21 protein-coding genes are annotated in these 25437 nt (G+C 29.7%); all 21 read left to right on the top strand.

Annotated elements, in window-relative coordinates; all coding sequences use genetic code 11:
- Positions 1-33 precede the first annotated feature (33 nt).
- The 21 genes from HMPREF1984_RS08130 (at position 34) to HMPREF1984_RS08025 (ending at position 25423) form a co-directional block, all read left to right on the top strand.
- Positions 34-1548, top strand: a complete 1515-nt coding sequence (locus HMPREF1984_RS08130; protein WP_021767482.1) for a contractile injection system protein, VgrG/Pvc8 family — start codon at positions 34-36, stop codon at positions 1546-1548.
- 30 nt (positions 1549-1578) lie between these two features.
- Entirely contained in the window at positions 1579-2904 is a 1326-nt protein-coding gene (locus HMPREF1984_RS08125; protein WP_232219698.1) for a leucine-rich repeat domain-containing protein, read from the top strand.
- A 28-nt stretch (positions 2905-2932) separates the two neighbouring features.
- Positions 2933-3832, top strand: a complete 900-nt coding sequence (locus HMPREF1984_RS08120; RefSeq protein ID WP_021767480.1) for a tetratricopeptide repeat protein — start codon at positions 2933-2935, stop codon at positions 3830-3832.
- Positions 3833-3851: 19 nt separating this feature from the next.
- Positions 3852-7991, top strand: a complete 4140-nt coding sequence (locus tag HMPREF1984_RS08110) for a PAAR-like protein (protein WP_051314493.1) — start codon at positions 3852-3854, stop codon at positions 7989-7991.
- A 10-nt stretch (positions 7992-8001) separates the two neighbouring features.
- Positions 8002-8916, top strand: a complete 915-nt coding sequence (locus HMPREF1984_RS08105; RefSeq protein ID WP_021767478.1) for a hypothetical protein — start codon at positions 8002-8004, stop codon at positions 8914-8916.
- Positions 8917-9166: 250 nt separating this feature from the next.
- Positions 9167-9649: a GNAT family N-acetyltransferase gene (locus HMPREF1984_RS08100; protein ID WP_021767477.1), complete on the top strand. Its 483-nt coding sequence runs from the start codon at positions 9167-9169 to the stop codon at positions 9647-9649.
- A 189-nt stretch (positions 9650-9838) separates the two neighbouring features.
- Positions 9839-13339 (top strand): AAA domain-containing protein, encoded by a 3501-nt coding sequence (locus HMPREF1984_RS08095; RefSeq protein ID WP_021767476.1) that lies wholly within the window; start codon positions 9839-9841, stop codon positions 13337-13339.
- A gap of 51 nt (positions 13340-13390) precedes the next feature.
- Positions 13391-14152, top strand: a complete 762-nt coding sequence (locus tag HMPREF1984_RS08090; RefSeq protein ID WP_021767475.1) for an SDR family NAD(P)-dependent oxidoreductase — start codon at positions 13391-13393, stop codon at positions 14150-14152.
- Between the two features lie 68 nt (positions 14153-14220).
- Positions 14221-15420 carry an amidohydrolase gene (locus HMPREF1984_RS08085; RefSeq protein WP_021767474.1) on the top strand — a complete coding sequence of 400 codons (1200 nt, stop codon included), beginning with the start codon at positions 14221-14223 and terminating at the stop codon, positions 15418-15420.
- A 505-nt stretch (positions 15421-15925) separates the two neighbouring features.
- A complete protein-coding gene (locus tag HMPREF1984_RS08080; RefSeq protein WP_021767473.1) occupies positions 15926-16714 on the top strand; it encodes an amino acid ABC transporter substrate-binding protein in 789 nt (262 codons plus the stop codon).
- A 2-nt stretch (positions 16715-16716) separates the two neighbouring features.
- Complete coding sequence (locus HMPREF1984_RS08075; RefSeq protein ID WP_021767472.1) at positions 16717-17370, top strand: amino acid ABC transporter permease; 654 nt, start codon at positions 16717-16719, stop codon at positions 17368-17370.
- Between the two features lie 21 nt (positions 17371-17391).
- Entirely contained in the window at positions 17392-18126 is a 735-nt protein-coding gene (locus HMPREF1984_RS08070; protein WP_036100307.1) for an amino acid ABC transporter ATP-binding protein, read from the top strand.
- Positions 18127-18221: 95 nt separating this feature from the next.
- Positions 18222-19301, top strand: a complete 1080-nt coding sequence (locus tag HMPREF1984_RS08065) for a methionine ABC transporter ATP-binding protein (RefSeq protein WP_232219697.1) — start codon at positions 18222-18224, stop codon at positions 19299-19301.
- The gene (locus HMPREF1984_RS08060; protein ID WP_036100210.1) at positions 19301-19984 is read left to right on the top strand and encodes a methionine ABC transporter permease; all 684 of its coding nucleotides are present in this window, start codon (positions 19301-19303) and stop codon (positions 19982-19984) included. Before HMPREF1984_RS08065 ends, HMPREF1984_RS08060 begins: the two co-directional genes overlap by 1 nt.
- A 73-nt stretch (positions 19985-20057) precedes the next feature.
- Positions 20058-20885 carry a MetQ/NlpA family ABC transporter substrate-binding protein gene (locus tag HMPREF1984_RS08055; RefSeq protein WP_021767468.1) on the top strand — a complete coding sequence of 276 codons (828 nt, stop codon included), beginning with the start codon at positions 20058-20060 and terminating at the stop codon, positions 20883-20885.
- A 197-nt stretch (positions 20886-21082) separates the two neighbouring features.
- Entirely contained in the window at positions 21083-22387 is a 1305-nt protein-coding gene (locus HMPREF1984_RS08050) for a TIGR00341 family protein (protein ID WP_021767467.1), read from the top strand.
- 251 nt (positions 22388-22638) lie between these two features.
- Positions 22639-23172, top strand: coding sequence for a translation initiation factor IF-3 (gene infC, locus HMPREF1984_RS08045; protein ID WP_021767466.1), 534 nt, complete (start codon positions 22639-22641; stop codon positions 23170-23172).
- A gap of 20 nt (positions 23173-23192) precedes the next feature.
- Positions 23193-23399: a 50S ribosomal protein L35 gene (rpmI, locus tag HMPREF1984_RS08040; RefSeq protein WP_021767465.1), complete on the top strand. Its 207-nt coding sequence runs from the start codon at positions 23193-23195 to the stop codon at positions 23397-23399.
- Positions 23400-23436: 37 nt separating this feature from the next.
- Positions 23437-23781, top strand: coding sequence for a 50S ribosomal protein L20 (rplT, locus tag HMPREF1984_RS08035; protein WP_021767464.1), 345 nt, complete (start codon positions 23437-23439; stop codon positions 23779-23781).
- A gap of 72 nt (positions 23782-23853) precedes the next feature.
- A complete protein-coding gene (locus HMPREF1984_RS08030) occupies positions 23854-24612 on the top strand; it encodes a molybdopterin-binding protein (protein WP_021767463.1) in 759 nt (252 codons plus the stop codon).
- A gap of 211 nt (positions 24613-24823) precedes the next feature.
- Entirely contained in the window at positions 24824-25423 is a 600-nt protein-coding gene (locus HMPREF1984_RS08025; protein ID WP_021767462.1) for a TetR/AcrR family transcriptional regulator, read from the top strand.
- Positions 25424-25437 lie beyond the last annotated feature (14 nt).

The raw sequence follows: 25437 nt of genomic DNA, 5'->3' as shown, positions 1-25437 counted from the left end.
TATTAAAATATTTGGGAAGTTGAGGTTGATAGAATGGATATGGGCATTAATGAAAATATGTATGAGGGAAGAAATGTAAACGTAATTTTGAATAATAAAAAAATAGAAAACTATCTCATAAGGGAATTTGAATTAACAGAAGGCATAAATGAACACCAGAAACTAAAATTAAAGATAGAAGTGGAAAATGAGAGAAAAAGTGAGCTTGAAGAAATAATTGGAAAAGAGGAAACTGAAATAGGAATAGAAGTTTCAGGAGAAGATGCTTCTGTCGGGGAAAAGGAAATTTTCAAAGGGATAATTGATTATTTTGAAGTACTTGAATATGGAAGTGAAGGTTATTTAATCTTTATAGAGGCATTTTCATACAGTATTCTTTTTGATAGAAAAATGGAAAAGAGATACAGGGTATTTCAGGATAAAAATTTTACATATGCGAATATAATTGATGAAATAAACAGTACATGCAGTAATAAGGATATACAGATAAAATATTTTAAGGGGGCTGAGGTACCGATAGGAAAGCTGATAGTCCAGTATAATGAAACAGACTGGGAATTCCTTGTGAGAATGGCTTCACACCTGAAGACAGGGCTGCTAGTTACGGAGCAGGGAATAATTACATTTGGAGTAATAGAAACTGGAAATGTAAAAAATGAAAATAAATATTATTCAGATTATTCAATTGTCAGAGACTATAAAAACTTATACTATAAAGTTTATTCAAACAAAGTTGTAAGTCTTGGTGATTCTGTTTCAATTAACAGGGACTATACTTCTGAGGAAAAAAATGGAAGTGGCGATGATGCTCTGACAGTTTTAAAAACAAAAATATATTTGAAAAATAATCTTATGAAAAGTGAATTTCTGGCAACAGATATAAAAAATTATAATATATTGAAAAAATATAATGAAGAAATAAAGGGATGCAGTATTGAAGCGAAGGTTGAAAAGGTGTTTTCTGAAGAAGAAATTGCAAAAATGGAAGTTGTTTTTAATGAAGGTTTAAATAAAATAATCGAACAAAAAGGAGAGGTGGAGTTCAGTAGGGCTTATTCTGATTATGGAATAAAGAGATGGCCATTAAGTTATCAGACTTTCTATTCTCAGACAAATACAGGATTTTTCTGCACTCCGGAAATAAATGATACGGTAGAGGTTTACTTTCCAAATGAAGATGAAAGTTTCGCAAGAGTTTCCTGGGCAGTAAATAATAAAGGAAACGGAAGATTTAGTGATTATGAAAAAAGAAATTTTCATATTAATGGAAGTGATTTTAATCTTACAGTCAATAAAAATAAAATGGAACTGAATATGGAAAATTCATACACAAGAACTTCAAAAACAAGCAGTGAAACAGCAGAAAATTTTGTAAATAAGGGATTGAAAAACATGGTAGTTGTGTCGGATGACTATGTTGGAATTGAATCAATAGGAGAAATGGCAATTTACGGAGATAATATCAATGTTATTGGAAAAGCAAAGGATATCAGGATAGAAGCTTCGGGAGAAATAAGAATGAAGGGGCAGAAGATACATAATAATTGAGGAAATTGATTTGAAATAATGGAGGGAAATATGAAAATGAGAAGAAATTTATTTGTTTTAATGTTATTTGTTACATTGTTTGTAAATTGTAACAAAGTTAACAGCATGGAAAAGAAAAAGGAAATAAAAACAAATGAAAGCAGCGGGTCAGTTTCAAAAAGTAAAAGTTGTAAAGAACTTGAGAAATACAATGTTAATTCTGAAAAAATAGAGCTGAAAAATAAAAATTTGGAAGAAATAAGTTGTATTTTAGATTACAAAAATGTAAAGGAACTTGATTTACGATGGAATAAAATAAGTGATTTGAAACCTTTGGAAAAACTTGAAAAATTAGAAGTTTTAAAAATAAATTTCAATCAGATAGAAGATATAACCCCGTTATTAAATTTAAAAAATTTGAAAGAATTGTGGCTTCATAATAATAACATTAAGGATATTAGAGGTATAGGCAGATTATCTAAATTAAATCATTTAGATGTGAGTTTCAATCCGTTAAAATACGGTGTTGAAGAAATAGAAAAACTAAGAAGACTGAAAAGACTTGAAGTAAGGGAAGTTCCTAAAGAAATAGTAGATTATATATATGAAAATTATAATAAATTTACTATGCTTGATAAGATATTTATTGAAAATAGAATGGAAGAAAATTCAAAAAAGAGGGAAAATGAAACAAAATATCCGAATTTTTCAGAATTTGAGGATAAAATAAATGATTTTGAAACAGTAAAGATAGTAAAGACTATTTCCGTGTCAGAAATTTCAAGAGAAAAATTACCAGAAGAAGTTTATAAAATAGTAAATAAATATGATAAAGAAGCAGAAAGTGAAGATGAAAAAATAACAGGAATAGAAAGCTTTAGAAATAAAGATTATGGAATGTATATAATTACATATCCATATGCTTATGCGGGACAGTCTAACAGGGAAACAATTTTTGTAAAGAAGGGCAGGGTAATAGGAAGGAAAATTGCATATGCTGAGGCATTACTTGAAAGTATGGACGGAGATAATTTATTTTTGTCAGTAGTAGCCGCACCTGGTGCAACCAATTATATTGTAACTGATTTGAAGGAAGAAATTTCCTGGCAGGATGATTTTAGGGATTATGGATTTGATAATGATACAGCAGCAAAGAAAAACTATAAGACAGGTAAAATTTTAAAAACAGCTTCCAAAGATGACAGTATTAATTTAAGAAGGGAACCAAGTGTAGAAAGTACAATATTATATAAATTAAAAAATGGTGTTGAAGTTGAGGAAATATATACTGAAAATAATTGGAAATATGTATATTTCTATAATGAAAAGGGTGGATACCATATGAAAGGATATATACATAAAAGTCAGTTGAAATAATAAAATCAGTGAAAAGGAAGGAGCATCAATGAAAAAAGGAATTATCTGGAAAATAATGTTTGTATTTATTTTTTGTATTTCGTTAAGTTATTTAAAAGGAAAAAGTACAGAGAATAGGAATAATAGAGAGATAACAGAGAAAAATGTAACTCAAATAAATGACTACGCCTATGAGTTATATAAAAAAGGAAATTTATCAGAGTCAAAGAAAATATTAGAAGACATATTAAATAAGTTTCCTAAAAGAATTGTAGCCAATTTAAATTATGCAGATGTATTATGGAAATTAGGCGAAAAAACTAAAGCAGAGAAATTTTATACGGAATATATAAAATTATTGATAAAGTCAGACAAACTTGAGAAAAATCTGATAAATGATAAAAGCATAAAATTTGCCAATGGAATAACATTAAAAGAAACAAAGTCAGGATATATAAATAAAGACAATAAGAAAGATTATATTTTGGAATATTCTAATATTGAAACTGAAAAAGCAAAGGATATGGGGCCTGATGAATTATATGAAATGTATAAAACTGGTAAAAATTCAAGCTGTTTAAAATTTTTTATAAGTGAAGGGGAGGATTATAAAATTTTTGATAGCTGTAAGTTAATTATTCCAGTTGGAATAGAAGGTACAGGAGGTTCCTACGGAGAAGAAAGTTCATATGAAATAAAAAATAATATGGTCATCATAAGAGATATGTCAATGGGGAAATTGTCAGGATTTAAGACATATTTTATTGAACTTGGCTATAAAAATAATAATTTGGTAATTGACAATGTATATGTAGAAGGATATTCGAAAATAAAAACAAAAGAAGGAGATGACTTTAAAGTATCAAAATCTCCTAAAAAAAAGATAAACAAATCGATAGAAAAGTTTGATGTAGATACAGAAATATCAGAATTATTTGAGAAATATTAATCATGAAAAGGGGGATTTCATGGAGGTTACAATAGAGCAGCTGAGAATGATGTTTAAAAATGGGAGTGAAGAAGCTTTTAAGAAAACAGTTGATGAAATAAACAGTTGTTTTAAAAAACTTGGAATGGATGATTGTCTGGCTTATGCTCATATTTTTGCACATTTTAGGGGTGAAACTAATTATAAAAATTTTAATGAGATTTTTAATTATAGTGAAAAAAGATTGAAGGAAATATTCAGAAGATATAGAAATAATCCAAGTTTAGCAGCAAAACATGGAAAAAATAAAAATCATCCGGCAAATCAGAGAGCAATAGCAGATACTGTATATGATAATAGGGAAGAACTGAAAAATGGTAAAGGAGACGGATATAAATTTAGAGGTAGAGGAATAATGCAGCTTACAGGGAGATACAACTATACTCTTGCTACAAACTTATACAAAAAAACATTTAATGAAAATGTAGATTATGTATCTGATCCAGATATAATTCTAAGAGATTATAAACATAACGTGAGAGCATCATTTATGGATTTATTAGGGAAAAATTGTCATGAATATGTAAAAATTGTTGAAAATAACAAAGAAGGTTTTGAAAAATATAGAAAAGCATTTAACAAAATAATGACTAAAATAAATAATGGTCTTTCAGATGCTGATAAAGAAAAAAGATGGGAATATTTTAAAGAAAATTTTACTAAAATATTCCAATGTAGAATAAATGGGAAAGTAGTAGAAAAAAATGATGCACAGGTGGATAATAAAAATATAAATAGCCAGGCTAAAATAAAGGAAGAAAAAAATAACAGTACAGGAAAAAAATCAAATTCTGCTATGAATTCTTCTGAGGAAAATAATAGACAGGGGGTATTTGTATTTAATGGTCAGAAGTTTGAAGAAGTCTGGGATAATGAAGAATATAAAAAAGACAGGTTTGAAAACAGTAAAGCTCCTGAGCTGGTATTTGTAAATTCTGAGGAAGCTGTATTGGAAAGGCTGCAAGTTAAATTCAATGATAAAAACATGTATGATAGCGATTATATAAAATATCTGGAAACAAAAACATCAAAAAAGGTTTTGGAAGAAAACAGGGAAGATATCAATGTAATTTTGAAAATATATGATGAAGCAACCAAAGGCAGTGACAAAATAGGAAATGTAATAAAACAGCAGGGATTCGATATTTTAAGAGGAAGAGATGAAAATGAAAATATAAGAATACAGGATATTATCTATTATGTGTGGAGTAATCCAATTTTCAATAAAAGCAGGGTAGAATCACTGGAATATGTGTTAAGTCAGTATTCAGCAAAATATGTAAAATATCCTGATAGAAAACCTATTGGAGAAAATCAGCCTAAATCAGGATTTACAGATAAGATACAGGATACATTAAATAACAGTTCGAAGGATGTAAAAGAGGGAAAAAATACACATAAAGTAGAAAAAAATGTACTCCTTGAAAAATATGACAAGTATATGAAGGGAATAAAAGATATTGATGAAATAGTGATAAAGGTTGCTAAAAAAAATATTTCAGATTCAGATCTTTCAAAGATTAAATGTATAAGTTTAATGAAAGAACTGTATTCAAGTGACAGTGAATATCAGAAATTCTACGAAATTGATGAAAATGGCATAAATCAGTATCCATTGACTAAGCGGTTAATTGAAAATATAATAATAGAATTTTTGTCAGTTCAGACAGGATTTAAGGGAGAAAATGAGACAAAGTATTTTGATAACCATAAGTATAAAGATAGCAACATAGTCAGAAATTATCTGTTATGGTATGTAAAAAAACAAAGAGGTATAGATATTCCTTCAAAAACAGATACGGGATTGTATAACAGGCTTGAAAAACTTGGAAAAGAAATAAGGGTGACTACCCTTCTGAATGACTGGATAACCTCCAAATCAGCAATAAAAGTAAGGAATATACGGAATATAAGTAACCTGATAGATGAGATATATGAAAATTACAGGGATAAGTCTGATTTTGAAAAAGACAGATCAATAATGCATAAATTATTTAAGGATTGCAAGGAATTAAGAGATTATTCAGCAAATATCGATTCCATGGACATCTATTCCTTCTATAAGTCATTTTATGATTTTCAGAATATAGTAAAGCCGACAGGGGAACTCTTTGTAAATGACAACTGCATGTTGAAATGTACCTTAGGAGAAGATATAAGTAAACTGGTAATAAATCAGAACAGTATAACTTTAAGGGGAGGAAAGCAGGCAAATATAAATGATAAAAAAATTTTACCATTTAAAAAATGCCGTGCAATTGGAATATGCAAACCTGAACTTTTAGGGCAATGGGAAAAAAATACAGATGTGAAGGTTGGAGAATATCCTGCATTATTGGATATTTCCACAATAAAATGTAAATATGGGGGAACTGTCAGTATTGATGATGCAGGTCAAAAGGAAATAGGGATAGCAGAAGATAAAAAAACGGAGTTTAAAGAAAGTGTAAGGGATGCTGACTGTGTGTATAAACTGTTAGTCGATGTATGCAGGGATGTAAACAATAATTTTATGCAGACTTCATTGAAAAAATCCTGTCAGAAGTTTGCTAATGCGAAAAAATATATAAGTCAGACAGAAAACAAGCTAAAACCATATATAAATAAAAAAACAGCCGGAATAATTACAGGAAAAGGTCTTACTGCTGAAGAAGAAAAAGAGTATAAGAAAATTGTTGAAAGTAATAAGAAAAAAATGCCAATAATGAAATCGGAGGTGACAAAGGAAAAAGAAAATGAATTGAGAGGTAAAATTTTTCAGGCATTCAGAAGTTCATATAAAAGAGTGAAACAATTGTCTAATCCTAATATTGATACAAAAGGGATAATAAGAAAAAAAGGGATTTCCCTGTGTGATCATGAAAGAAAAAATTTTTATTCTGCAAAAATTCTACCTGCAATGGTGTATGGTTATCTGATGCAGGCTGCAAGGCTTTCAATGAAAAATGAGGAAAAGGAATTTATAAAAGCAGAACTGACTATGGATGAGAAAAATGTAAAATCTAAAATAGCAGGACTGGATAATTTTAATGTTGGAGGAAACAGACTTAATCTGAAGGGAGAGGATAAGCAGGAGACAAAAATTGGCGATATATTGACTTGGATTGGAATGGGAGGAAATTTATACGATACTACAAAAAATATACCTACTGAATGGGATATTTTGAAAATAATAAGAAAAAGTGGGAAAATATCCACAATGTGTCCTTTTAATCAGATGGAATGGAATAAAAATCATGGAAAAGATAAAACTTCTAAGATAGAAAATACAACAGTTGCCAGTAATAGCAAAAATTCTTCTGAAATTTCAGAAACTAATAAAAAGAATAATAATGAAAGTCTATCCAAACCATCAAAATCCTCCAGTAGTGTAAATTCATCAAAAACAGAAAAAAGAGAGGACAGCTGTAGTTCAGGAAATTGTCCACATTTGGGAGTTCAGGGAAAATATACTTTTTATGTTGAAAGATTTGAAGAATACTATAATACAGATCCTAAAAAATGGACAAAGGAAAATGCCAAAAAGAACTCTACAATATCTTATTTTTCAATATTGGATCCTTCTGGAAAGAAATTGGAAGGATATGACGGGTATGTTATAGAACCTGGAGGAGAAAATGAAATAAATGGAAATAAAAATAAAAGAATAATAGAAGGAACTCATGATTTAAGATGGCATTTAAGACCAGAAAAGAAGGATGAAAAAGGAAATGTGATTAGAAAATCTTATATGGCAATAGGGGTACAAAATCATAAAAAGGATTCAAATAATAGGACATTAATACCTAAAAATAGATGGATTTTAATTCATCATGGAGATCACAGGGGGTTTTCAGTAGGTTGTCTATTACCTTCTACAAAAAAAATAATAAGTAGGCATAAAAGTTATGGAAATATATATTTTTCAGAAAATTCAAGGGAATTCTTTGATAAAATAATGAATTTTGCCTATAAAATAGAAAAAATTAATAGAAAAAGTAGAACAGCTTCAGGAGATAAAAAAGATCAGGAGGTAAGTGGAGAGGTTTCATCGAATAAAATAAATCAGCAGAAAATAAATAATATTGTAATAAAAGTAAAAAATAATATAACTAATAGGATAGAAAAATATAAAAAGTAGGTGAAGCTATATGAAAAAATTTCAAGCATTTCTAATTTTATTTTTATTGTTTTCCTGTATAAATAAAAGTGAAGAAAGAAAAATAGAAAAGAGGGAAGGTATGGGGAAGGAAGTGCAGCAAAGTAAAGAAACTAAATATATGAACCTAGAAGATTTCAATAAAAAATATTCTTATTTGAATCAAAATGAGGCAGAAATTCAAAGTGAAAATAGAGTATTAGTCAGATACATTCAGGAAAAAGAAAAGAAATTAGAAAAAATTTTAGAATTTGACCAGGAATATATTGATACAGATATTGCTAAAATTTTAAAAAATTTCAGTACAGATGAAGAAAAAATAATACAGATGATTAAACTGATTATAGAATTTGAGAAAAACTCTAATAACTCATATTTCTTTGAATCAATTTTAAGTGAAGAAATAAAATATGGAAAAAAACAAGTGCTGAAAGAATTTAATAAAACAGAAGACAAGGAAAGTATTCTTCTTCCAATACTAGAGAAAAATTTTACTGAAGAAGAAATAAGAATATTTTTTGACTTGTATTATAAGAATATAGAATTTGATAATTATGAAATTGCAGGAAGATATGGATTAAAAAAAGTTGATAAGGTAATAGAGGAAGTTGAAAAAATAGAGGGGCTTTCAGAAGAAGAATGGGGAGAAAGAGAAATGAAAATAGATTCCCCTTTATTTAAAAATGAATATAAAAAGTTTAGTAATGTCCACATCTTAAAAGATAACCGAATAATAATAGTCGATGAGAATCAGAAACCGATAAAAGAAATTAAAGTGAAAGATTACAGGAAAATTGATTTGACAATATATAAAGGGATTTTATATATTTATGATGATGGAAAAATTTATGAGTATTCAACAAAAAATCTAGATGATGTAAAAGTAATTGATGTTAAAAATTTATAGGATAAAAAAGTAAAAATAAAAATTATTGAAAAAAAGAATAAAACAGAACGGTAATTGGATATTATTTCTTGGAAGTATCTTTATTACCGTTTTTATGTACATTTTTACAAATTATATTTATACACATGGTAGTTATATTAAAGAAATGAGAAAATGAAAGAAAATTTCCCAGAAATACACAATTGATTTTTTCAGAAGATAAAGGTAAAATAAAGTAAAAAGTTAAAAATTGTCAGGAAAGGATAAATTTATGAATATAAGAAGAGGAAAAATTCAAGATCTGAAGGAAATAACAGCCATAGAAGCAGAGTGTTTTCCAGCAAGTGAAGCTGCAACAGAAGAATCATTTAAAGGAAGGCTGACTGTATATCCTGATTATTTCTGGATTCTTGAGGAAGATGGGAAAATTGTCAGTTTTGTAAATGGAATGGTAACAGATATCCCAAATTTATCAGATGAAATGTATGAAAATCCTCATTTACACAATCCTGAAGGTGAATGGCAGATGGTTTTTGGAGTTAATACATTACCTGACTACAGAAAAAGAGGTTATGCTGAAAAATTACTAAATGAAATGATTAAGGATGCAAAAGATAAAAAAAGAAAAGGAGTAGTTCTGACCTGTAAGGATGCACTTGTACATTATTATTCAAAATTTGGATTTAAAAATGAAGGAGTATCTGAATCTACCCATGGTGGAGTTGTATGGTATGAAATGCGTCTTGTATTCTAAAAATTTAAGAATACAAAAAGAAAATATGTTAAATTGAGATAGAATAATAAAGTCTTTTTTAGTATAATTATTATATAAATCAATATGGATAATATTTAAAAGGAAAGGAGAAAAAACTCTTCAGGCAGCAATTATTAGAATGCTGTGGGATATTATTTATAATATTTGAAGAAGGTTTTAAATCTAAATATGAATATTAATTTTTTAAACCTGCTGGTGGAAAAACTGAATGTAGGTTCAATGAGGAGTATTTATCTAAGTGCAATGCCTGGAAGATATCGGGCAAGAATGGATTTATCAGATTTTGATAAGATAAATCCGGATTTTTCTAAAAAATTTTTTGAGAATCTATTTACAAAAAAAGATTTCAGCATGAAAATTAGAATGACAAATGAAGAAAAAAATCAGTCTGTGGAAAGAAAAATACAGTATCTTTTTAATGAAAATATGAATATTTTAAGGGAAGAAGGAGTAAATAGCCTTGCATTGGGATATCCGATTCTTGTAAAGCAGAATAATAAGACAAAATCAGTTATGAAATCTCCTTTATTTATATGGAAACTGGATATAACAAGATCTAAATCTGATATGAATGAGTTTATAATTTCAAAGGATGAAAATTCTACTGCTGAAATTAATAAAGTACTGCTGATGCAGCTTCTTTCAGATGATAAAACTGATTTATCATCTGTGTATGAAGCAGGAAAAGATGAGGATGACAGTGTACTTACATTCGATGAAATAAAAAATATACTTTCTGAAATAAACAAAAAATTGAAAATAGAATACTCTGAGGAATTTAAAATAGAAAAATTTCCTGAAAATGCTGAAAAAATTGATGAAAAGGGAAAGAGTGCTCCGTTTATTTTCTATGGAGGAGTATTAGGGCTGTTTAAACGTCAGAATGAAGGAATAATACAGGATTTCAATACTTTAACAGAAAATTTTGCCCAGTTTAAATTTAATGTATCTGAAAGGGATGATTTTCAGCTGAATAAAAATACATCAATTTCGACTGATCCAAGTCAGCAGAATGTTGTAGAAACTTTGACAGACAGTCAGTATAAAATTATTCAGGGACCTCCGGGAACAGGAAAAAGTCAGACCCTGACAGCAATTATAACAAATTCCCTTGAGAATGGTGCAAATATTCTGATTGTATGTGAGAAAAAAACAGCTCTGGATGTAATATATGAAAAATTGACAGATATTGGTCTTGGAGATCTTACTGTAATGCTGAATGATCCTGTAAAGGATAGAAGGGATATAGTAAAGAGGGTTAGAGACCTTGCAGAAAATCTACCTAAGACTGAACAGTTTGATGAAGCAAAATATGAGTATTCGGTAATGGAATATAAAGCTCTGAAGGAAAAATACAACAATCATCAGAAATCTTTAGAAGGAAATATGAAAAATACTAATTTAACAGTAAATGATGCAATGTTGAATCTTCTAGGAGGAAAAGAATATCAGGATTATTATCATGTTGATACTGAGAAAAATAATACTGACACAGTTTACAGAATACTTGATATTGTGGATAGACTGCTTAATAAAATAGGAACGATTGATAAAATTAGAAAATTTGAAGGAATATATAATGATAAGTTTAAAAATATACAGTCGTATGAAATATTTTTTGAAGAAACTTCAAATACGTTAAATGATGCAAAAAAAATGATAAATTTCATTAAGGATAATACATCGAAATACGGAAAACAGTTTGAAGAATTTTTTGGTGTAAATAAACTGAAGGTTTCAATATTTTCCATATTTAATTCCAAAGTAAAAAGTATAAAGAATGCATGGGAGGATATCTATAAAAATTCCGGTAAAATATCTGCATATAATGACAAATATTTGGATAAAAAATTTACTCATCATGATTATGGAAAATATCAAAAGGAACTGGAAGAATTTTCTGAAATATTAAATGAAATTGTAGACAACAGAAATGGATTTATGAGTTTTATCGATGAAAAGAAAAGTGGAGAAATAACAAGAGAAGAAGAAGCTTTCATAAATAATTTTATAAAATATGTTGAAGAAAATAAAATTGAAGACAGGAAAGAATTTCTGAAGCTGTCCTACTATTATTCATTGTTACAGAATAGCAACGTTAAAAGTGAAATGTACAGGGATTACTCAGTAAATATAGGAAAACTGCTTGAGCATGATAAATTTATAATTGATAACCAGAAGTATCAGATAAAAAAGAACTGGCAGGAAACAAGAAGAAGAGCACTTGGTTCTATGGGAAAAGAAGACAATATAAAAATGCTGTATAATCTTAGAAAAAATGCAAAGTATGGAAAAATAAACACATTGAGGGAAATTATAGGAACAGATGTAGAATTTTTCAAAAAGATTTTTCCTGTGATAATGACTGATCCGAATACATGTAGTGCCGTATTTCCATTGCAGGAAGGAATTTTTGATCTTGTAATATTTGATGAAGCCAGTCAGCTTAAGCTGGAAGAAGTATTGCCTTCCATGATGAGGGGGAAATATAAGATAGTTTCAGGAGATATTCATCAGATGCCACCTTCAAACTACTTTGGAGCGGAAATGGATCAGAAGGAAACTGATAATGAAGAAATAGATGAGGAAACATTATTTTTAGCAGACAGCGAGTCTTTGCTTGATTATGTAAATAATTTGAATGAAGATGTGGTTATGTCTTATCTTGATTTCCATTATAGATCGAAGCATCCGAAACTGATTAATTTTTCCAATGCTGCATTTTACGAATCAAGGCTTGTTCCAATGCCGTCAAAGTCAGAATACACACCAATCGAATATTATAGAGTGGATGGAGTGTACAAAGCTAGAAAAAATGATGATGAAGCAGATAAAATTATAGAACATATTTTCAGTGATAAAATACTTATAGATGGTAAATTACCAAGTGTGGGAATAGTTACTTTGAATCTGGAGCAGAAAACAAATATTCTAAATAGAATAAACTCATATTTAAGGGAAAATGACAATGAAACAGTAAAAAGCCGTTATAATGAACTACTTGAAAAGAATATGTTTGTAAAAAATCTTGAAAATGTTCAGGGAGACGAAAGAGATGTAATGATATTTTCTACAACTTTCGGAAAAAATGAAGAAGGGAAATTTATACAGAATTTTGGGCCTTTAAATAATCAGCAGAAGGGATATAAGCTCTTAAATGTATTAATAACAAGGGCAAAATATAAATTTGACGTGTTTACTTCGATTCCTGAAGAAAATATAAATACATGGGAAAATGAAATTACAAAAAATGGGAACAATGGTAGAGGAGTATTTTATGCATATCTTGCATATGCACAGGCTGTATCAGAAAATGATATAGATAAGGAAAATAGAATTTTAGATACTCTGGCAGTAAATAAAACAAAATATTCCAGCGTTCCGTATGAAAAAATTCAGGAAACAGACAGCAAGATTGTAAAAATAATTGCAAAGGAAACAGGACTGGCAGAAAACGAAGAAGTAGTAAAAAATTATAGAATTGGTGGATTTATTCTTCCTTATGCAGTAAAGGATAAAGATGCGGATAGGGCAAAAACTGTAATAGACATTAACGATATAGAAACATTCAATGGAAAAACTGCATATAGAGGGCTTATATATAGAAAAAATATGTTCGAAGGCATGGGATATAAGTATAAATTACTGAACATGGCAGATTACATATAGAAAATTTCTTTTGATATATTGGATTACTTATAACGAAAGGATGAATGTAAAATGAAAAGAAATATTTTTATAACGGGAGCTTCCAGTGGAATAGGAAAATCAATGGCTTATTCCTTTGGTAAAAATGGGGATAATCTCATTTTGTGTGCCAGAAGGAAGGAAAAACTTCAGGAAATAAAAAATGATATTGAAGGCAGATATGATGTAAAGGTTGATATTTATGAACTTGATGTGACAGGATATGAAAAAGTAAGGGATACAGTAAAGGAAATAATTAAAAATTCAGGAAAAATAGATATTCTTATAAACAATGCGGGACTTGCACTTGGATTGGAAAAATTTCAGGATTATAATATAGCCGATATTGAAAGAATGATTGATACAAATATAAAAGGACTTCTGTATGTAACAAGGGAAGTTATCCCAAATATGGTGGAAAATAATAACGGACATATAATAAATATCGGTTCTACAGCTGGAATTTATTCCTATGGAGGAGCTGCAGTCTACTGTGCCACAAAGTCTGCTGTGAAATTTCTAAGCGATGGAATAAGAATAGATACAATTGATAAAAATATTAAAGTGAGTACATTGCAGCCAGGAATTGTTGAAACTGACTTTAGTGAAGTGAGATTTCATGGGGATAAGGAAAGAGCGAAAAAAGTTTATGAAGGTGTGGAAGCTTTAAAGCCTGAAGATATAGCAGATGTGGCATTATACGTAGCTAATCAGCCTAAACATGTTCAAATATCAGACGTTACAATAATGGCTACAAAGCAGGCTACAGGATTTAACGTACATAGGGAAAAGTAGAAATAGTAAAGATAAGTATTTTAGAATAGCTGTCAATTTAATGTAGAAAAGAAAGGGGAAATTTTAAAATGGAAAATGAAAAAAATGAATCCCAGAAAAAAGAACTGCCGAAGGAATTGTTAAAAGAAGCTTCACAAAAATATAATTTGTCTGATAGTTTACTTGAAGAAATAAGAGAAATCAGACAATATCTTCACACAAATCCTGAATTATCAGGAAAGGAATATAAAACAACAGAATTTATAAAGAAGTTTTTAGCAGAGCATAATATAAAAATTTTACCTTTTAACTTGAAAACAGGAGTTGTTGCTGAAATTGGAGAAGGGGAAAAAATAGCTGCATTAAGAGCTGATATTGATGCCCTTCCAATAAATGAAATGACAGATTATCCGTACAAATCTCAAAATAATGGGGTGATGCATGCCTGTGGTCATGATTTTCATACAGCTTCCCTTTTAGGTGCGTCGAAAATATTGAAGGAAAGGGAAAAAGGGCTGAAGGGTAGAGTAAGGCTTATTTTTCAGCCAGCCGAAGAAATAAATGCAGGAGCCAGGGAAGTGATAGCTTCAGGTGCATTGGAAGAAATTTCAGCAATTGCAGGATTTCATAATAAGCCTGATTTACCGCTGGGAACAATTGGGATAAAATCAGGGTCTCTTATGGCGGCGGTAGACAGATTTGAAGTTAAAATTAACGGTACAGGAACTCATGCGGCGGCACCTCAAAATGGAAATGATCCAATAGTGACTGCCAGCCAGATTGTAATGTCAATTCAGTCAATAGTGAGCAGATACGTATCTCCTGCTGATATGGCAATAATCAGTGTAACAAGAATATCAGGTGGAAATACATGGAATGTAATACCTGAAAGTGTAGTAATGGAAGGTACAATGAGAACTTTTAAGAAATCTGTACAGGAAAGAATAAAAAAATTATTTGCTCAGGTTGTAAAAAACTATACTGAAGCTTTTGAACAGAAATATGAAATTTTGTGGGGAGACTCACATCCATTTGTGGATAATGATGAAATGCTTGCAAAGTTAATAGGAGAAGAAGTTTCAGCATTTGCAGATGTTAAAGTGCCTGAAATGACAACTGGTGGAGAAGATTTTTCCTTCTATCAGGGGAAAGTACCTGGTCTATTTGCATTTATAGGTACAGGATGCCCTTACGAATGGCATAATCCTGCATTTCAAATAAAAGATGAAGCTCTATATTTTTCAATAAATTATTATATAGCAGCTGTAGATGTTATGTTGAAAAAATAAAGTATATAAATAAGATATGTGAAAAACTATATTTATTGAGTTATTTATAATGTCACAAAATAAAATAGTAAATGAAATAAACATAGTTTATTCATATATATAATTTATGGAATTTGTAAATTTTATATATTTGACTTTTGTTACAGTATCCATTATAATCAATTTATAAATCTAAGAAAAGGATTTAAAAACAAAAAACAAAAATTAGGAGGAAAGAAAATGAAAAGATTTAGAGAAGCGATGTGTCATCATAGGTAAATAAGTTTGTGCTTTTAAGATTTCAGGTACAGACTTATGTTGTATTGATAAGAATTTGTACCTGTGATGCTTCTAAATCTTTTATTAAATAAATAGAAAAGCTCTCAGGAAAAAAACTGGGAGCTTTTTTTCTGGGTTATATTTCTGGGTTATAGAAGTTAAGGGGCAAGATTATTAAATATTTACCGATGATCAGTGAAATGACAAAATAATCTACAGAAAGAAGTATAGAGATGGAGGAAAAAATATGAAAAAGATAATAATTTTATTAGTGATGGCAATGACGATACTCATGTGCAGCGTGGAAAAAACAGATAAGAAAGAAACGAAAAATGAGGATAAGTTACCTCAAAAGGTTGTTATTGGGCTGGATGATACTTTTGCACCAATGGGATTTAAAAATGAAAAAGGGGAATTAATAGGATTTGATATTGATCTTGCAAAGGCTGTGGCAGAAAAGTTAAAAATAGAAGTTGAATTTAAGCCTATAAACTGGGATTCAAAAATAATGGATTTAAACAGTGGAAATATAGACCTGATATGGAATGGACTTACAATAACGCCTGACAGGGCAAAGGAAACAGAAATTTCAAAAGCTTATCTGAGCAATAATCAGATAATAATTGTAAATATAGACTCTCCAATAAAGACTAAAGCAGATCTGAAAGGAAAAGTCGTAGGAGTTCAGTCACAGAGCAGTGGAGAAGAAAAGATTAAAAAGGAAAATGCAGATAAGGGATTTAAGGAACTGAAAACATATCCGCAATATGATCAGGCATTTATGGATCTTGGTATAGGAAGACTGGATGCAATAGTTGTTGATGAAGCATATGCAAAATATATAAAAAATACGGAAGAAAAACAGGCAGGAAAAGAACTTTACAGAATCCTTGATGAAAATTTTGGAATTGAGGAAATGGGAATAGCGGCAAAAAAAGGAAATAAAAAATTAATAGAAGAAATAGAAAAAGCAATAGATGAATTGAGAAAAGACGGGACATATCAAAAAATATATTCAAAATGGTTTAAGGATTAGAGATGTCACCATTAAATATGTTCATTGAACTGCTGGAAACTTTGCCGGTAGTATTTTCACTATATGTCTGTACGATAGTATTTTCTGTCCCGTTGGGAATATTGGGAGCATTGGCATATACAGAAAAAAATAAGATTGTTAAGAGTATTCTTTCAGTGTATACATGGGTATTCAGGGGAACTCCCCTGATGCTCCAGCTGTTTATAGTATATTATGGAATTCCATTAATAAATTTCTTTGGATATAGAGTGAAACTTGATCCATATTCTGCAGCTGTACTGACATTTGTAATAAATTATGCGGCATACCTGATTGAGATAATGAGAAGTGGCCTGGAAAGTATAGATCAGGGACAGCATGAAGCTGCAAAAGTGCTAGGATACAGCTACTGGCAGAAAACATTGTATATTATACTTCCACAGGCGATAAGAAGAGTTCTACCAACATTGGGAAGTGAAGCGATTACCCTTATAAAAGATACTTCGCTGATTTATGTTCTGGCAGTAACGGAAATAATGAAAAGAACAAAGGAACTTGCAAACCAGTATTATAATATAACTCCATATATATGTGCGATTATTATTTATCTTGTGTTGAGTTTAGCTGTAGACAGACTGTTTAAGAATGCAGAAAAGAAAAATAAAATAAGAATTTAGGTGAAAGATATGAAAGAAAAAATAATAGAAGTTATTAATCTGAAAAAACAGTTTGGAAATAATCTTATACTGGATGACATAAATTTTACAATAAACAAAGGAGAGGCAGTTTCTCTGATAGGTCCCAGTGGAAGTGGAAAATCAACAATTTTAAGATGTATAGCAGACCTTGAAACACTGACTGGCGGGAAAATACTTATAGAAGGCCATGATTTACAGGATAAAGGAATTGATAAGAAAATAAAAAAGGAGCTTTTACTGAAAACAGGAATGATATTCCAGAATTTTAATCTATTTCCACATATGACAGTGAAGGATAATATTGTAAAGACATTGAGAATAGTAAAGAAAACAGATGTGAAAAAAGCTGAAGAAATAGCAGGAAAAGTACTTGAAACAGTTGGTCTTGCCGATAAGAAGGATAATTTTCCCAATGAGCTTTCAGGAGGACAGAAACAGAGGGTTGCAATAGCAAGAGGATTGGCACTGGAGCCGGATATTCTTCTGTTTGACGAGCCAACTTCTGCACTGGATCCTGAACTTGTAAAAGAAGTCCTGGATATAATAAGAAAGCTGAAAAAGGAAAGAAAAATGACGATGCTCATTGTAAGTCATGAAATGAAATTTGTAAGGGAAATATCTGATGAAGTTATAGTAATGGAAAATGGAAAAATACTTGAAAAGGGTACAGTAGAAAAAATATTTGAAAATCCTGAAACTCAGAGAGTAAAAGAATTTCTGAATACAATATATTAAAATTTTTTCTAAAATAGTAAAAATATATAAATTTGTAAAGTAAAATATACTTGCAATAGATATAAATTCAAGTTATAATAAGAAAAGTCAAAATTTTGAAAGTGAAATTAAGAGGTGAAGAAGTGTTTATTACGATTAAGAACTTGGTAAAAGAGTATAAGCTGCGTAACGGTAAGATTTTAAAAGCTGTAGATAACGTAGACCTTGAAATAGCAAAAGGAGATATCTACGGAATAATGGGACTTAGCGGTGCTGGTAAATCAACATTGATAAGACTCATAAACAGGCTTGAGGAGCCTACTGAAGGTGAAATATATGTAGAGCATGTTGAAAAAGGCGAAGAAATACCTGTAAAAAAGAATGTTCTGGATTTTGACCAGAATGAACTTAGAAATTACAGAAAAAAAACAGGAATGATATTTCAGCATTTTAATCTTCTAAATTCTAGAAGTGTAGGCGGAAATGTAGCATTTCCTCTGGAAATTTCAGGATGGAAAAAGGAAGATATAAATAAGAGGGTAGATGAACTTCTTGAGATAGTAGGACTATTAGATAAAAAGGAAAACTATCCGGAACAGCTTTCAGGAGGACAAAAACAAAGAGTTGCGATAGCGAGAGCACTGGCAAACAATCCGGAAATTTTACTTTCAGATGAGGCAACAAGTGCCCTGGATCCTAGGACAACAAATTCTATACTGGATTTGCTGAAGGATATAAATAAAAGATTTGGAATTACAATAATATTAATAACTCATCAGATGGAAGTAATAAGAAAAATATGCAATAAAACAGCAATAATGTCAGATGGAAAAATAGTTGAAGAAGGAACAGTAAAGGATATCTTTATGCATCCTAAAACACAGCTGGCAAAGGAATTTGTATCAAATATTTCCCACGAAAGTTTTGAATCAGAAGAAAAGGAAGAGGTTAAAGAGCGTTCAGGAGGGAAAATAAGACTGAAACTGAAATTTAATGAAGAACAGGCTGATAAGCCATATATTGCTGAAATAATTAAAAGATATGATGCAGAAATAAATATATTAGGTGGATCTATAGATAAGTTGTCAAATACAGTTGTAGGAAATCTGACAATAGAAATTTCTGCTGAAGAGGAAAAAATAAAGGCAATAGTAAAATGGCTAGAAAAAAATCATCTGGAATTGGAGGTGTTATAATGAAATTTGATATAATAAAATTTTTGCATTTTGAAACAATGCTAAATCCGTTGTGGGAAACAGTTTATATGGTGGCAATAGCAACGTTTGTTTCATTAATTATAGGACTTCCAATAGGGGTACTTCTTGTTACTTCTGAGCCTAAAGGTGTAAAACCGAATAGAACATTGCATAAAATTCTGGATGTACTGCTTGTAAATATAACAAGGTCTATACCTTTTGTTATTCTTATAGTTCTTTTGATTCCATTATCAAGACTTCTTATAGGAAAATCTTATGGAAGTGTGTCGTTTATTGTTCCGCTTTCATTAGGATCTGCTCCTTTTATAGCGAGAATAATTGAAGGGGCACTGAAGGAAGTGGATGAAGGACTTGTAGAAGCCTCCAAAGCAATGGGAGCAACAACAAATGAAATAATATTTAAGGTAATGATACCGGAAGCACTACCATCACTAATCCATGGACTTACTTTAACGATAATAAGTCTTGTAGGATATTCAGCAATAGCAGGTTCCATTGGTGGAGGTGGACTGGGAAATGCTGCAGTTATAGATGGATATCAGCGATCAAATCCAACATTAATGTGGCAGGCAACAGTAACAATTATTTTACTGGTACAGTTAATACAGTTTATAGGAAACAGTATAGTAAACAGAATAAACAAAAAAAGATTAAGAGGATAACAGAAAATAATAGATTTAATTGGAATATAAATTGTTAATTTATATATAAAAATAAAAAATAGGAGGATTTTAAATGAAAAAATTATTACTGGGACTTACAGCTGCATTATTTCTTGTAGCTTGTGGAGGAGCAAAAGAAGAAGCAAAAACTGATTCAAAGGCGGCAGAAAAGCCTGCAAAAGTTGAAAAATTAGTAGTTGGTGCAACACCTGTACCACATCAGGAATTACTTGAATTAGTAAAGGATGATTTAAAGACGGAAGGTGTAGATTTGGAAATCGTTACATTTAACGATTACATACAGCCAAATAAATTATTAGGAACTAAGGAATTAGATGCAAATTTCTTCCAGCACATACCATATATGGAAGAATTTGGAAAATCAAACAATTTAGATTTAGTATCTGTAGGAAGTGTTCACGTTGAGCCTATGGCAGTTTATTCTAAAAAAATAAAAAATATAAATGATTTAAAAAATGGAGATACTATATTAATACCTAACGATCCAACAAATGGTGGAAGAGCATTAATATTACTTGATAAAGCAGGAGTTATAAAATTAAAGGATAATAAGAAATTAGATTCAACAATAGCAGATATAGCTGAAAATCCTAAAAATATTAAGTTTACTGCATTAGCGCCTGAACAGTTGGCACCAAGACTTGAAGAAGTTACAGCTGCAGTAATTAATGCAAACTTTGCTTTAGATGCAAAACTATCATTTAAAGATGATACAATCCTAGTTGAAGATAAAGACTCACCTTATGTAAATATAGTTACAGTTTTAAAAGGAAGAGAAAATGAAGAAAAAATTCAAAAGTTAATAAAAGCATTACAAAGTGAAAAAGTTAAAAAATATATTGAAGAAAAATATAATGGTAGTGTAGTAGCTGCATTCTAAATAAAAGTATAAATGAATTATCTCAAAATGGAAAATACTATTTTAATACCCTAACTTTCTAAGTGTTTTCCTGATTGGGATAATTCTTTTATATTAAGTTCATCACAGTTAGAAAAAATATTTGTGTGTCTTGTGTGTATATTGACAATAATAGATAACTTTTAATTATTATGTGAGTAATAAGGAGACAATATAAAATGAATGAAAAAGAAAAAAATGAAAAATATAAAATTTTAAAAAGAAATATTATTGAAGATTCTGATTTTACGAAGGAAACAATGTTTATTCTGATTTGTGCAATGATTATAGCTTCAATAGGATTAAATACAAATTCTGTTGCAGTAATTATTGGAGCAATGTTGATTTCGCCCCTAATGTCACCAATTCAGTCGCTAGGATTGGGATTATCAAATGGAAATTTAAAAAGAGTTTATGCATCACTTTTTAGATTAGGTATTTTTATATTAATAAGTGTAGTAAGCTCTAGTTTTTATTTTTTGATAAGTCCTATAAATGTAGTAACTCCACAAATATTAGCTCGAACTTCTCCGACTTTATGGGATGTTTTAATTGCGATTTTCGGTGGAATTGCAGGAGTAATTGGAAAAACAAAAGAAGATGGTGGAAATGTAGTGCCTGGAGTAGCTATTGCAACAGCATTAATGCCACCTTTATGTGTGGTAGGATTTGGAATTGCTCATGGGAATTCAAAAATTTTTCTTGGAGCGGGATATTTATTTATAATAAATGTCTTTTTTATAATGTTGACAACATTAATTGGTTTAAAAATTTATTCTGTGGGTATTTCTCGTACAAAACATAGAATGTCTGTAAGACAGCAAATAGTATTTTATGTAGGAAGTCTGATTGTAATTGTTCCAAGTATATATACAGCAGCTGTATTAGTAAATGATTTTGCAAGGGAAGAAGCTCTAAAAAATTTTATTTCAAAGGAATTAACAAATGATTATGTTTTTGATAATTCAATTGATAAAAAATCTAAAACGGTTACTTTGAAAGTTGTAGGAGGAGGCTTTAAAAAGCAGGAAATTGAAAAACTTGAGAAAAAGATGGAGAAATACAACTTAGGAAACTATAAATTAAAAGTGGAGCAACTGTCAAATCAAAAATATTTAACAGCACAGGATTTATCAAAATATTTGAAGGAAGAAAATTTAAAGGAAAAAATGGAAAAAGTTGTTTTACCAGTTGAAAAGCAAAATAAAACAGCTTTGGAAAATGATTTAAGAATAGTTGAAAATATATTGTACAAAAATTTTGCAAATAATATTAATGAAGTAAAAATTGGGAAATTAATAGATGCAAATAATAACGAAAATTTTATTGTTCTAGTTATTGGTAATGAAACTATGACAGATGAAATTTCTGAAAAAATAAAAAATCTTGAGTTTAATACTGAGAAAAAATATGAAATTATTGTTGAAAGGCAATCGAAAGAAATAGATATCGAATCTAAAAAAAATACAAAAGTTGTAAAATAAAATTTGACAAAATTGAAAAAATGTAGTAGAATAACTGAGTAATAAAATTAGAAGTAGAAACGTTGTTTCTCACCTTTCCATCATAATATAACCATAGGAGTTATTTTTTATCACATTTAAGTGAATGAGATGAGTCAGGTATATAGTTGTTTTTTAAGTATTCTTACATAAAAAATGTAAGTCTGTTTTATATGACTATTTTGAGCAAGGTTTCTTATATCTTGCTTTTTTTATTGTAAAATTTTTAGGAGGTGTTCTTTATAAAAGGGACAAATAAATCTGATGAACCAAGAATGAATGAAAAAATCAGAGCGAGAGAAATAAGAGTTATTGGAGACGATGGAGAACAGTTTGGAATTTTATCCGTAAATGAAGCTTTGGCTTTAGCAGCAGAGAAAAATTTAGATTTAGTTGAAATCTCACCAAATGCTACACCACCTGTATGCAAAATTATGGACTATGGAAAATTCAAGTATGAGAAAACAAAAAAAGAAAAAGAAAACAAAAAGAAACAGAAAAATGTTGTCATCAAAGAGATTAGAATAAAGCCTCATATTGATGAACACGATAAGGAAACAAAAATTTCTCAAATTAAAAAGTTCATAGAAAAAGAATATAAGGTGAAAATCAGTTTAAGACTTTCAGGAAGGGAAAAACTGCATGCTGAATCAGCTGTTAAGATTTTAGATGCTTTTGCAGACAGTTTTGAAGAAACTGCAATAGTCGAAAAGAAATATGGAAAAGAACAAGTTCAAAAATTTGTTATGTTATCACCTAAAAAGTAGTAAAATAAGGAGGAAAAAAAATGCCAAAAATGAAAACACACAGAGGGACAAAAAAGAGAGTTAAAGTAACAGGAAGTGGAAAACTTGTTATTAAACATTCAGGAAAAAGTCACATTTTGACTAAAAAATCAAATAAAAGAAAGAAAAGATTAGGACAAGACGCAATCGTACCAAAAGGAGCAGAAAGAAGAATTAAAAAAGTGCTAGCAGGACAGGCAGGAAGATAGTTCAATCAGAATTATAAAAGACTAAGGAGGAAAAAAAATGCCAAGAGTAAAAACAGGAATAGTTAGAAGAAAAAGACATAAAAAAGTATTAAAGGAAGCAAAAGGTTATAGAGGAGCCATAAAAACAAATTATAAAAAGGCAAATGAAGCTGTTAAAAAAGCAATGGCTTACGCAACAGAGCATAGAAAACATAAGAAAAGAAAAATGAGAGAACTGTGGATAATAAGAATAAATGCCGCAGCAAGATTAAATGGACTTTCTTATTCAAGATTCATGAACGGATTGAAAAAAGCTGGAATTGAGTTAGATAGAAAAGTATTAGCTGATATAGCTTTAAACAATCCTGCAGAATTTGCAAAATTAGTTGAAAAAATAAAATAGTTTTAAATAAAGAAAGAAATGTCAGATAAAAGGCATTTCTTTTTTAACTTTATATACAGAGAGGTGACTTTAATGAAGGCAGAGATTATATGTATTGGAACTGAACTGCTAGTGGGAGATATAGTAAATACAAATTCACAGTATATATCAAAAAAATTGACAGATATTGGGATTGATTTATATTACCAGACAACAGTGGGAGATAATTTTGACAGGGTAAAGGAATGTCTTGAAATAGCCTTTAAAAGAGCTGATTTAGTAATAACAACAGGAGGGCTGGGACCCACTATTGATGATATAACAAAGGAAGTTGTGGCTGATTACTTTAATGAAGAACTTGAAGTTGTTCAAAAATATTACGATGAAGTAGTAGAAAGATACAGTAACAGAGGATTTGATATAGCTAAAGGAGCAAAGAAGGAAGCTTCTATACTAAAAAATTCTGAATTGCTGGAAAATGAAGTTGGACTTGCTCCAGGATTTTTTTATGAAAAGGAAAATAAGAAAATAATTGTGTTACCAGGTCCACCTAATGAAATGACATGGATGATGGACAATCAGGCTGTACCTTTACTGAAAAAATATTCAGACAGTGTACTGTTAATGAAAACTCTTGAAATAAGAGGAATTCCTGAAGGAAAAATTGATGAAGAGCTGGAAAAATATTTTAGAATGTCTAATCCTACAGTAGCACCTTATGCAAAGGAAAAATGTGTGCATGTGAGGGTTGCCATGAAGGGGCTTAGAGAGGACAGTGAAAATATTGAAAGAGAAATAGATAAAATAGTGGAGGAAATTAGGGGAATTTATCCTAATGCTGTTATGATATAGTATAAAATAAATATAAATTGCTTTAATTAAAACTATCATGGAGTTTTGTAAGTATAATGTAAATTAAAAAATAATTTTTAAAATTATATTATAGTTATAACTTTATGATAGTTTTTATTTTAAATTAATCTTGACATTGTTAAGATTATATATTATAATCTTTTCAACGATAAGATTAAAGAAAATAAAATAAATTATATGTGAGGTTAAAATGAAAGAATATGAAAAAGGCTATCATCATGGAAATTTAAGGAAAGAACTTATTGAAAAAGGAATAAAGATGATAAATGACACAGGTGAAGAAAAACTTTCGCTAAGAAAATTGGCGGTAGAATGTGGTGTCAGTAATGCTGCTCCATATACGCACTTTAAGAATAAGGATGAACTCCTTAAAGCAATGAGTGAATATATATTGGAAATTCTGACATCTAAACTAGAAAAAATATGCAGTAAGTATAAAGATAATATTGAACTCCTTGCCATGTTAGGAAAATGTTATGTTATGTTTTTTTATGAGAATCCTGAATATTATCATTTTATATTTTCAAGAAAAGATATGGAAGTTGACCTTTCACTGAAAATGCCAAAAAGTGATTTAAACATGCCAATGAACATATTAAAAAGGGAAGCTATACGAGAATTTACTAAAATAGAAATGCCTGAAGAAGTGATACAGGATAAAATTATTGCAATGTGGGCATTGGTACAGGGGCTGACATCAATTGTAATAATGCCAAATGTTAATTATGCCCAGCAATGGGATGAAAAAATAGAAGAAATAATAAAATCAAGTTTTATAACATGTTATTAAAAATATACAAAGTA

This window comes from Leptotrichia sp. oral taxon 215 str. W9775 (genome assembly GCF_000469505.1).
GTDB lineage: Bacteria > Fusobacteriota > Fusobacteriia > Fusobacteriales > Leptotrichiaceae > Leptotrichia_A.
The sequence above is the reverse complement of the archived record's forward strand: the minus strand, read 5'-3'. Positions and strand labels throughout refer to the sequence as shown.

Bases quoted from the DNA above. Each gene is read 5' to 3' on its own strand.
- HMPREF1984_RS08130 (WP_021767482.1), top strand. From the start codon at position 34: ATGGATATGGGCATTAATGAAAATATGTATGAGGGAAGAAATGTAAAC.
- HMPREF1984_RS08125 (WP_232219698.1), top strand. From the start codon at position 1,579: ATGAAAATGAGAAGAAATTTATTTGTTTTAATGTTATTTGTTACATTG.
- HMPREF1984_RS08120 (WP_021767480.1), top strand. From the start codon at position 2,933: ATGAAAAAAGGAATTATCTGGAAAATAATGTTTGTATTTATTTTTTGT.
- HMPREF1984_RS08110 (WP_051314493.1), top strand. From the start codon at position 3,852: ATGGAGGTTACAATAGAGCAGCTGAGAATGATGTTTAAAAATGGGAGT.
- HMPREF1984_RS08105 (WP_021767478.1), top strand. From the start codon at position 8,002: ATGAAAAAATTTCAAGCATTTCTAATTTTATTTTTATTGTTTTCCTGT.
- HMPREF1984_RS08100 (WP_021767477.1), top strand. From the start codon at position 9,167: ATGAATATAAGAAGAGGAAAAATTCAAGATCTGAAGGAAATAACAGCC.
- HMPREF1984_RS08095 (WP_021767476.1), top strand. From the start codon at position 9,839: ATGAATATTAATTTTTTAAACCTGCTGGTGGAAAAACTGAATGTAGGT.
- HMPREF1984_RS08090 (WP_021767475.1), top strand. From the start codon at position 13,391: ATGAAAAGAAATATTTTTATAACGGGAGCTTCCAGTGGAATAGGAAAA.
- HMPREF1984_RS08085 (WP_021767474.1), top strand. From the start codon at position 14,221: ATGGAAAATGAAAAAAATGAATCCCAGAAAAAAGAACTGCCGAAGGAA.
- HMPREF1984_RS08080 (WP_021767473.1), top strand. From the start codon at position 15,926: ATGAAAAAGATAATAATTTTATTAGTGATGGCAATGACGATACTCATG.
- HMPREF1984_RS08075 (WP_021767472.1), top strand. From the start codon at position 16,717: ATGTCACCATTAAATATGTTCATTGAACTGCTGGAAACTTTGCCGGTA.
- HMPREF1984_RS08060 (WP_036100210.1), top strand. From the start codon at position 19,301: ATGAAATTTGATATAATAAAATTTTTGCATTTTGAAACAATGCTAAAT.
- HMPREF1984_RS08055 (WP_021767468.1), top strand. From the start codon at position 20,058: ATGAAAAAATTATTACTGGGACTTACAGCTGCATTATTTCTTGTAGCT.
- HMPREF1984_RS08050 (WP_021767467.1), top strand. From the start codon at position 21,083: ATGAATGAAAAAGAAAAAAATGAAAAATATAAAATTTTAAAAAGAAAT.
- rpmI (WP_021767465.1), top strand. From the start codon at position 23,193: ATGCCAAAAATGAAAACACACAGAGGGACAAAAAAGAGAGTTAAAGTA.
- rplT (WP_021767464.1), top strand. From the start codon at position 23,437: ATGCCAAGAGTAAAAACAGGAATAGTTAGAAGAAAAAGACATAAAAAA.
- HMPREF1984_RS08030 (WP_021767463.1), top strand. From the start codon at position 23,854: ATGAAGGCAGAGATTATATGTATTGGAACTGAACTGCTAGTGGGAGAT.
- HMPREF1984_RS08025 (WP_021767462.1), top strand. From the start codon at position 24,824: ATGAAAGAATATGAAAAAGGCTATCATCATGGAAATTTAAGGAAAGAA.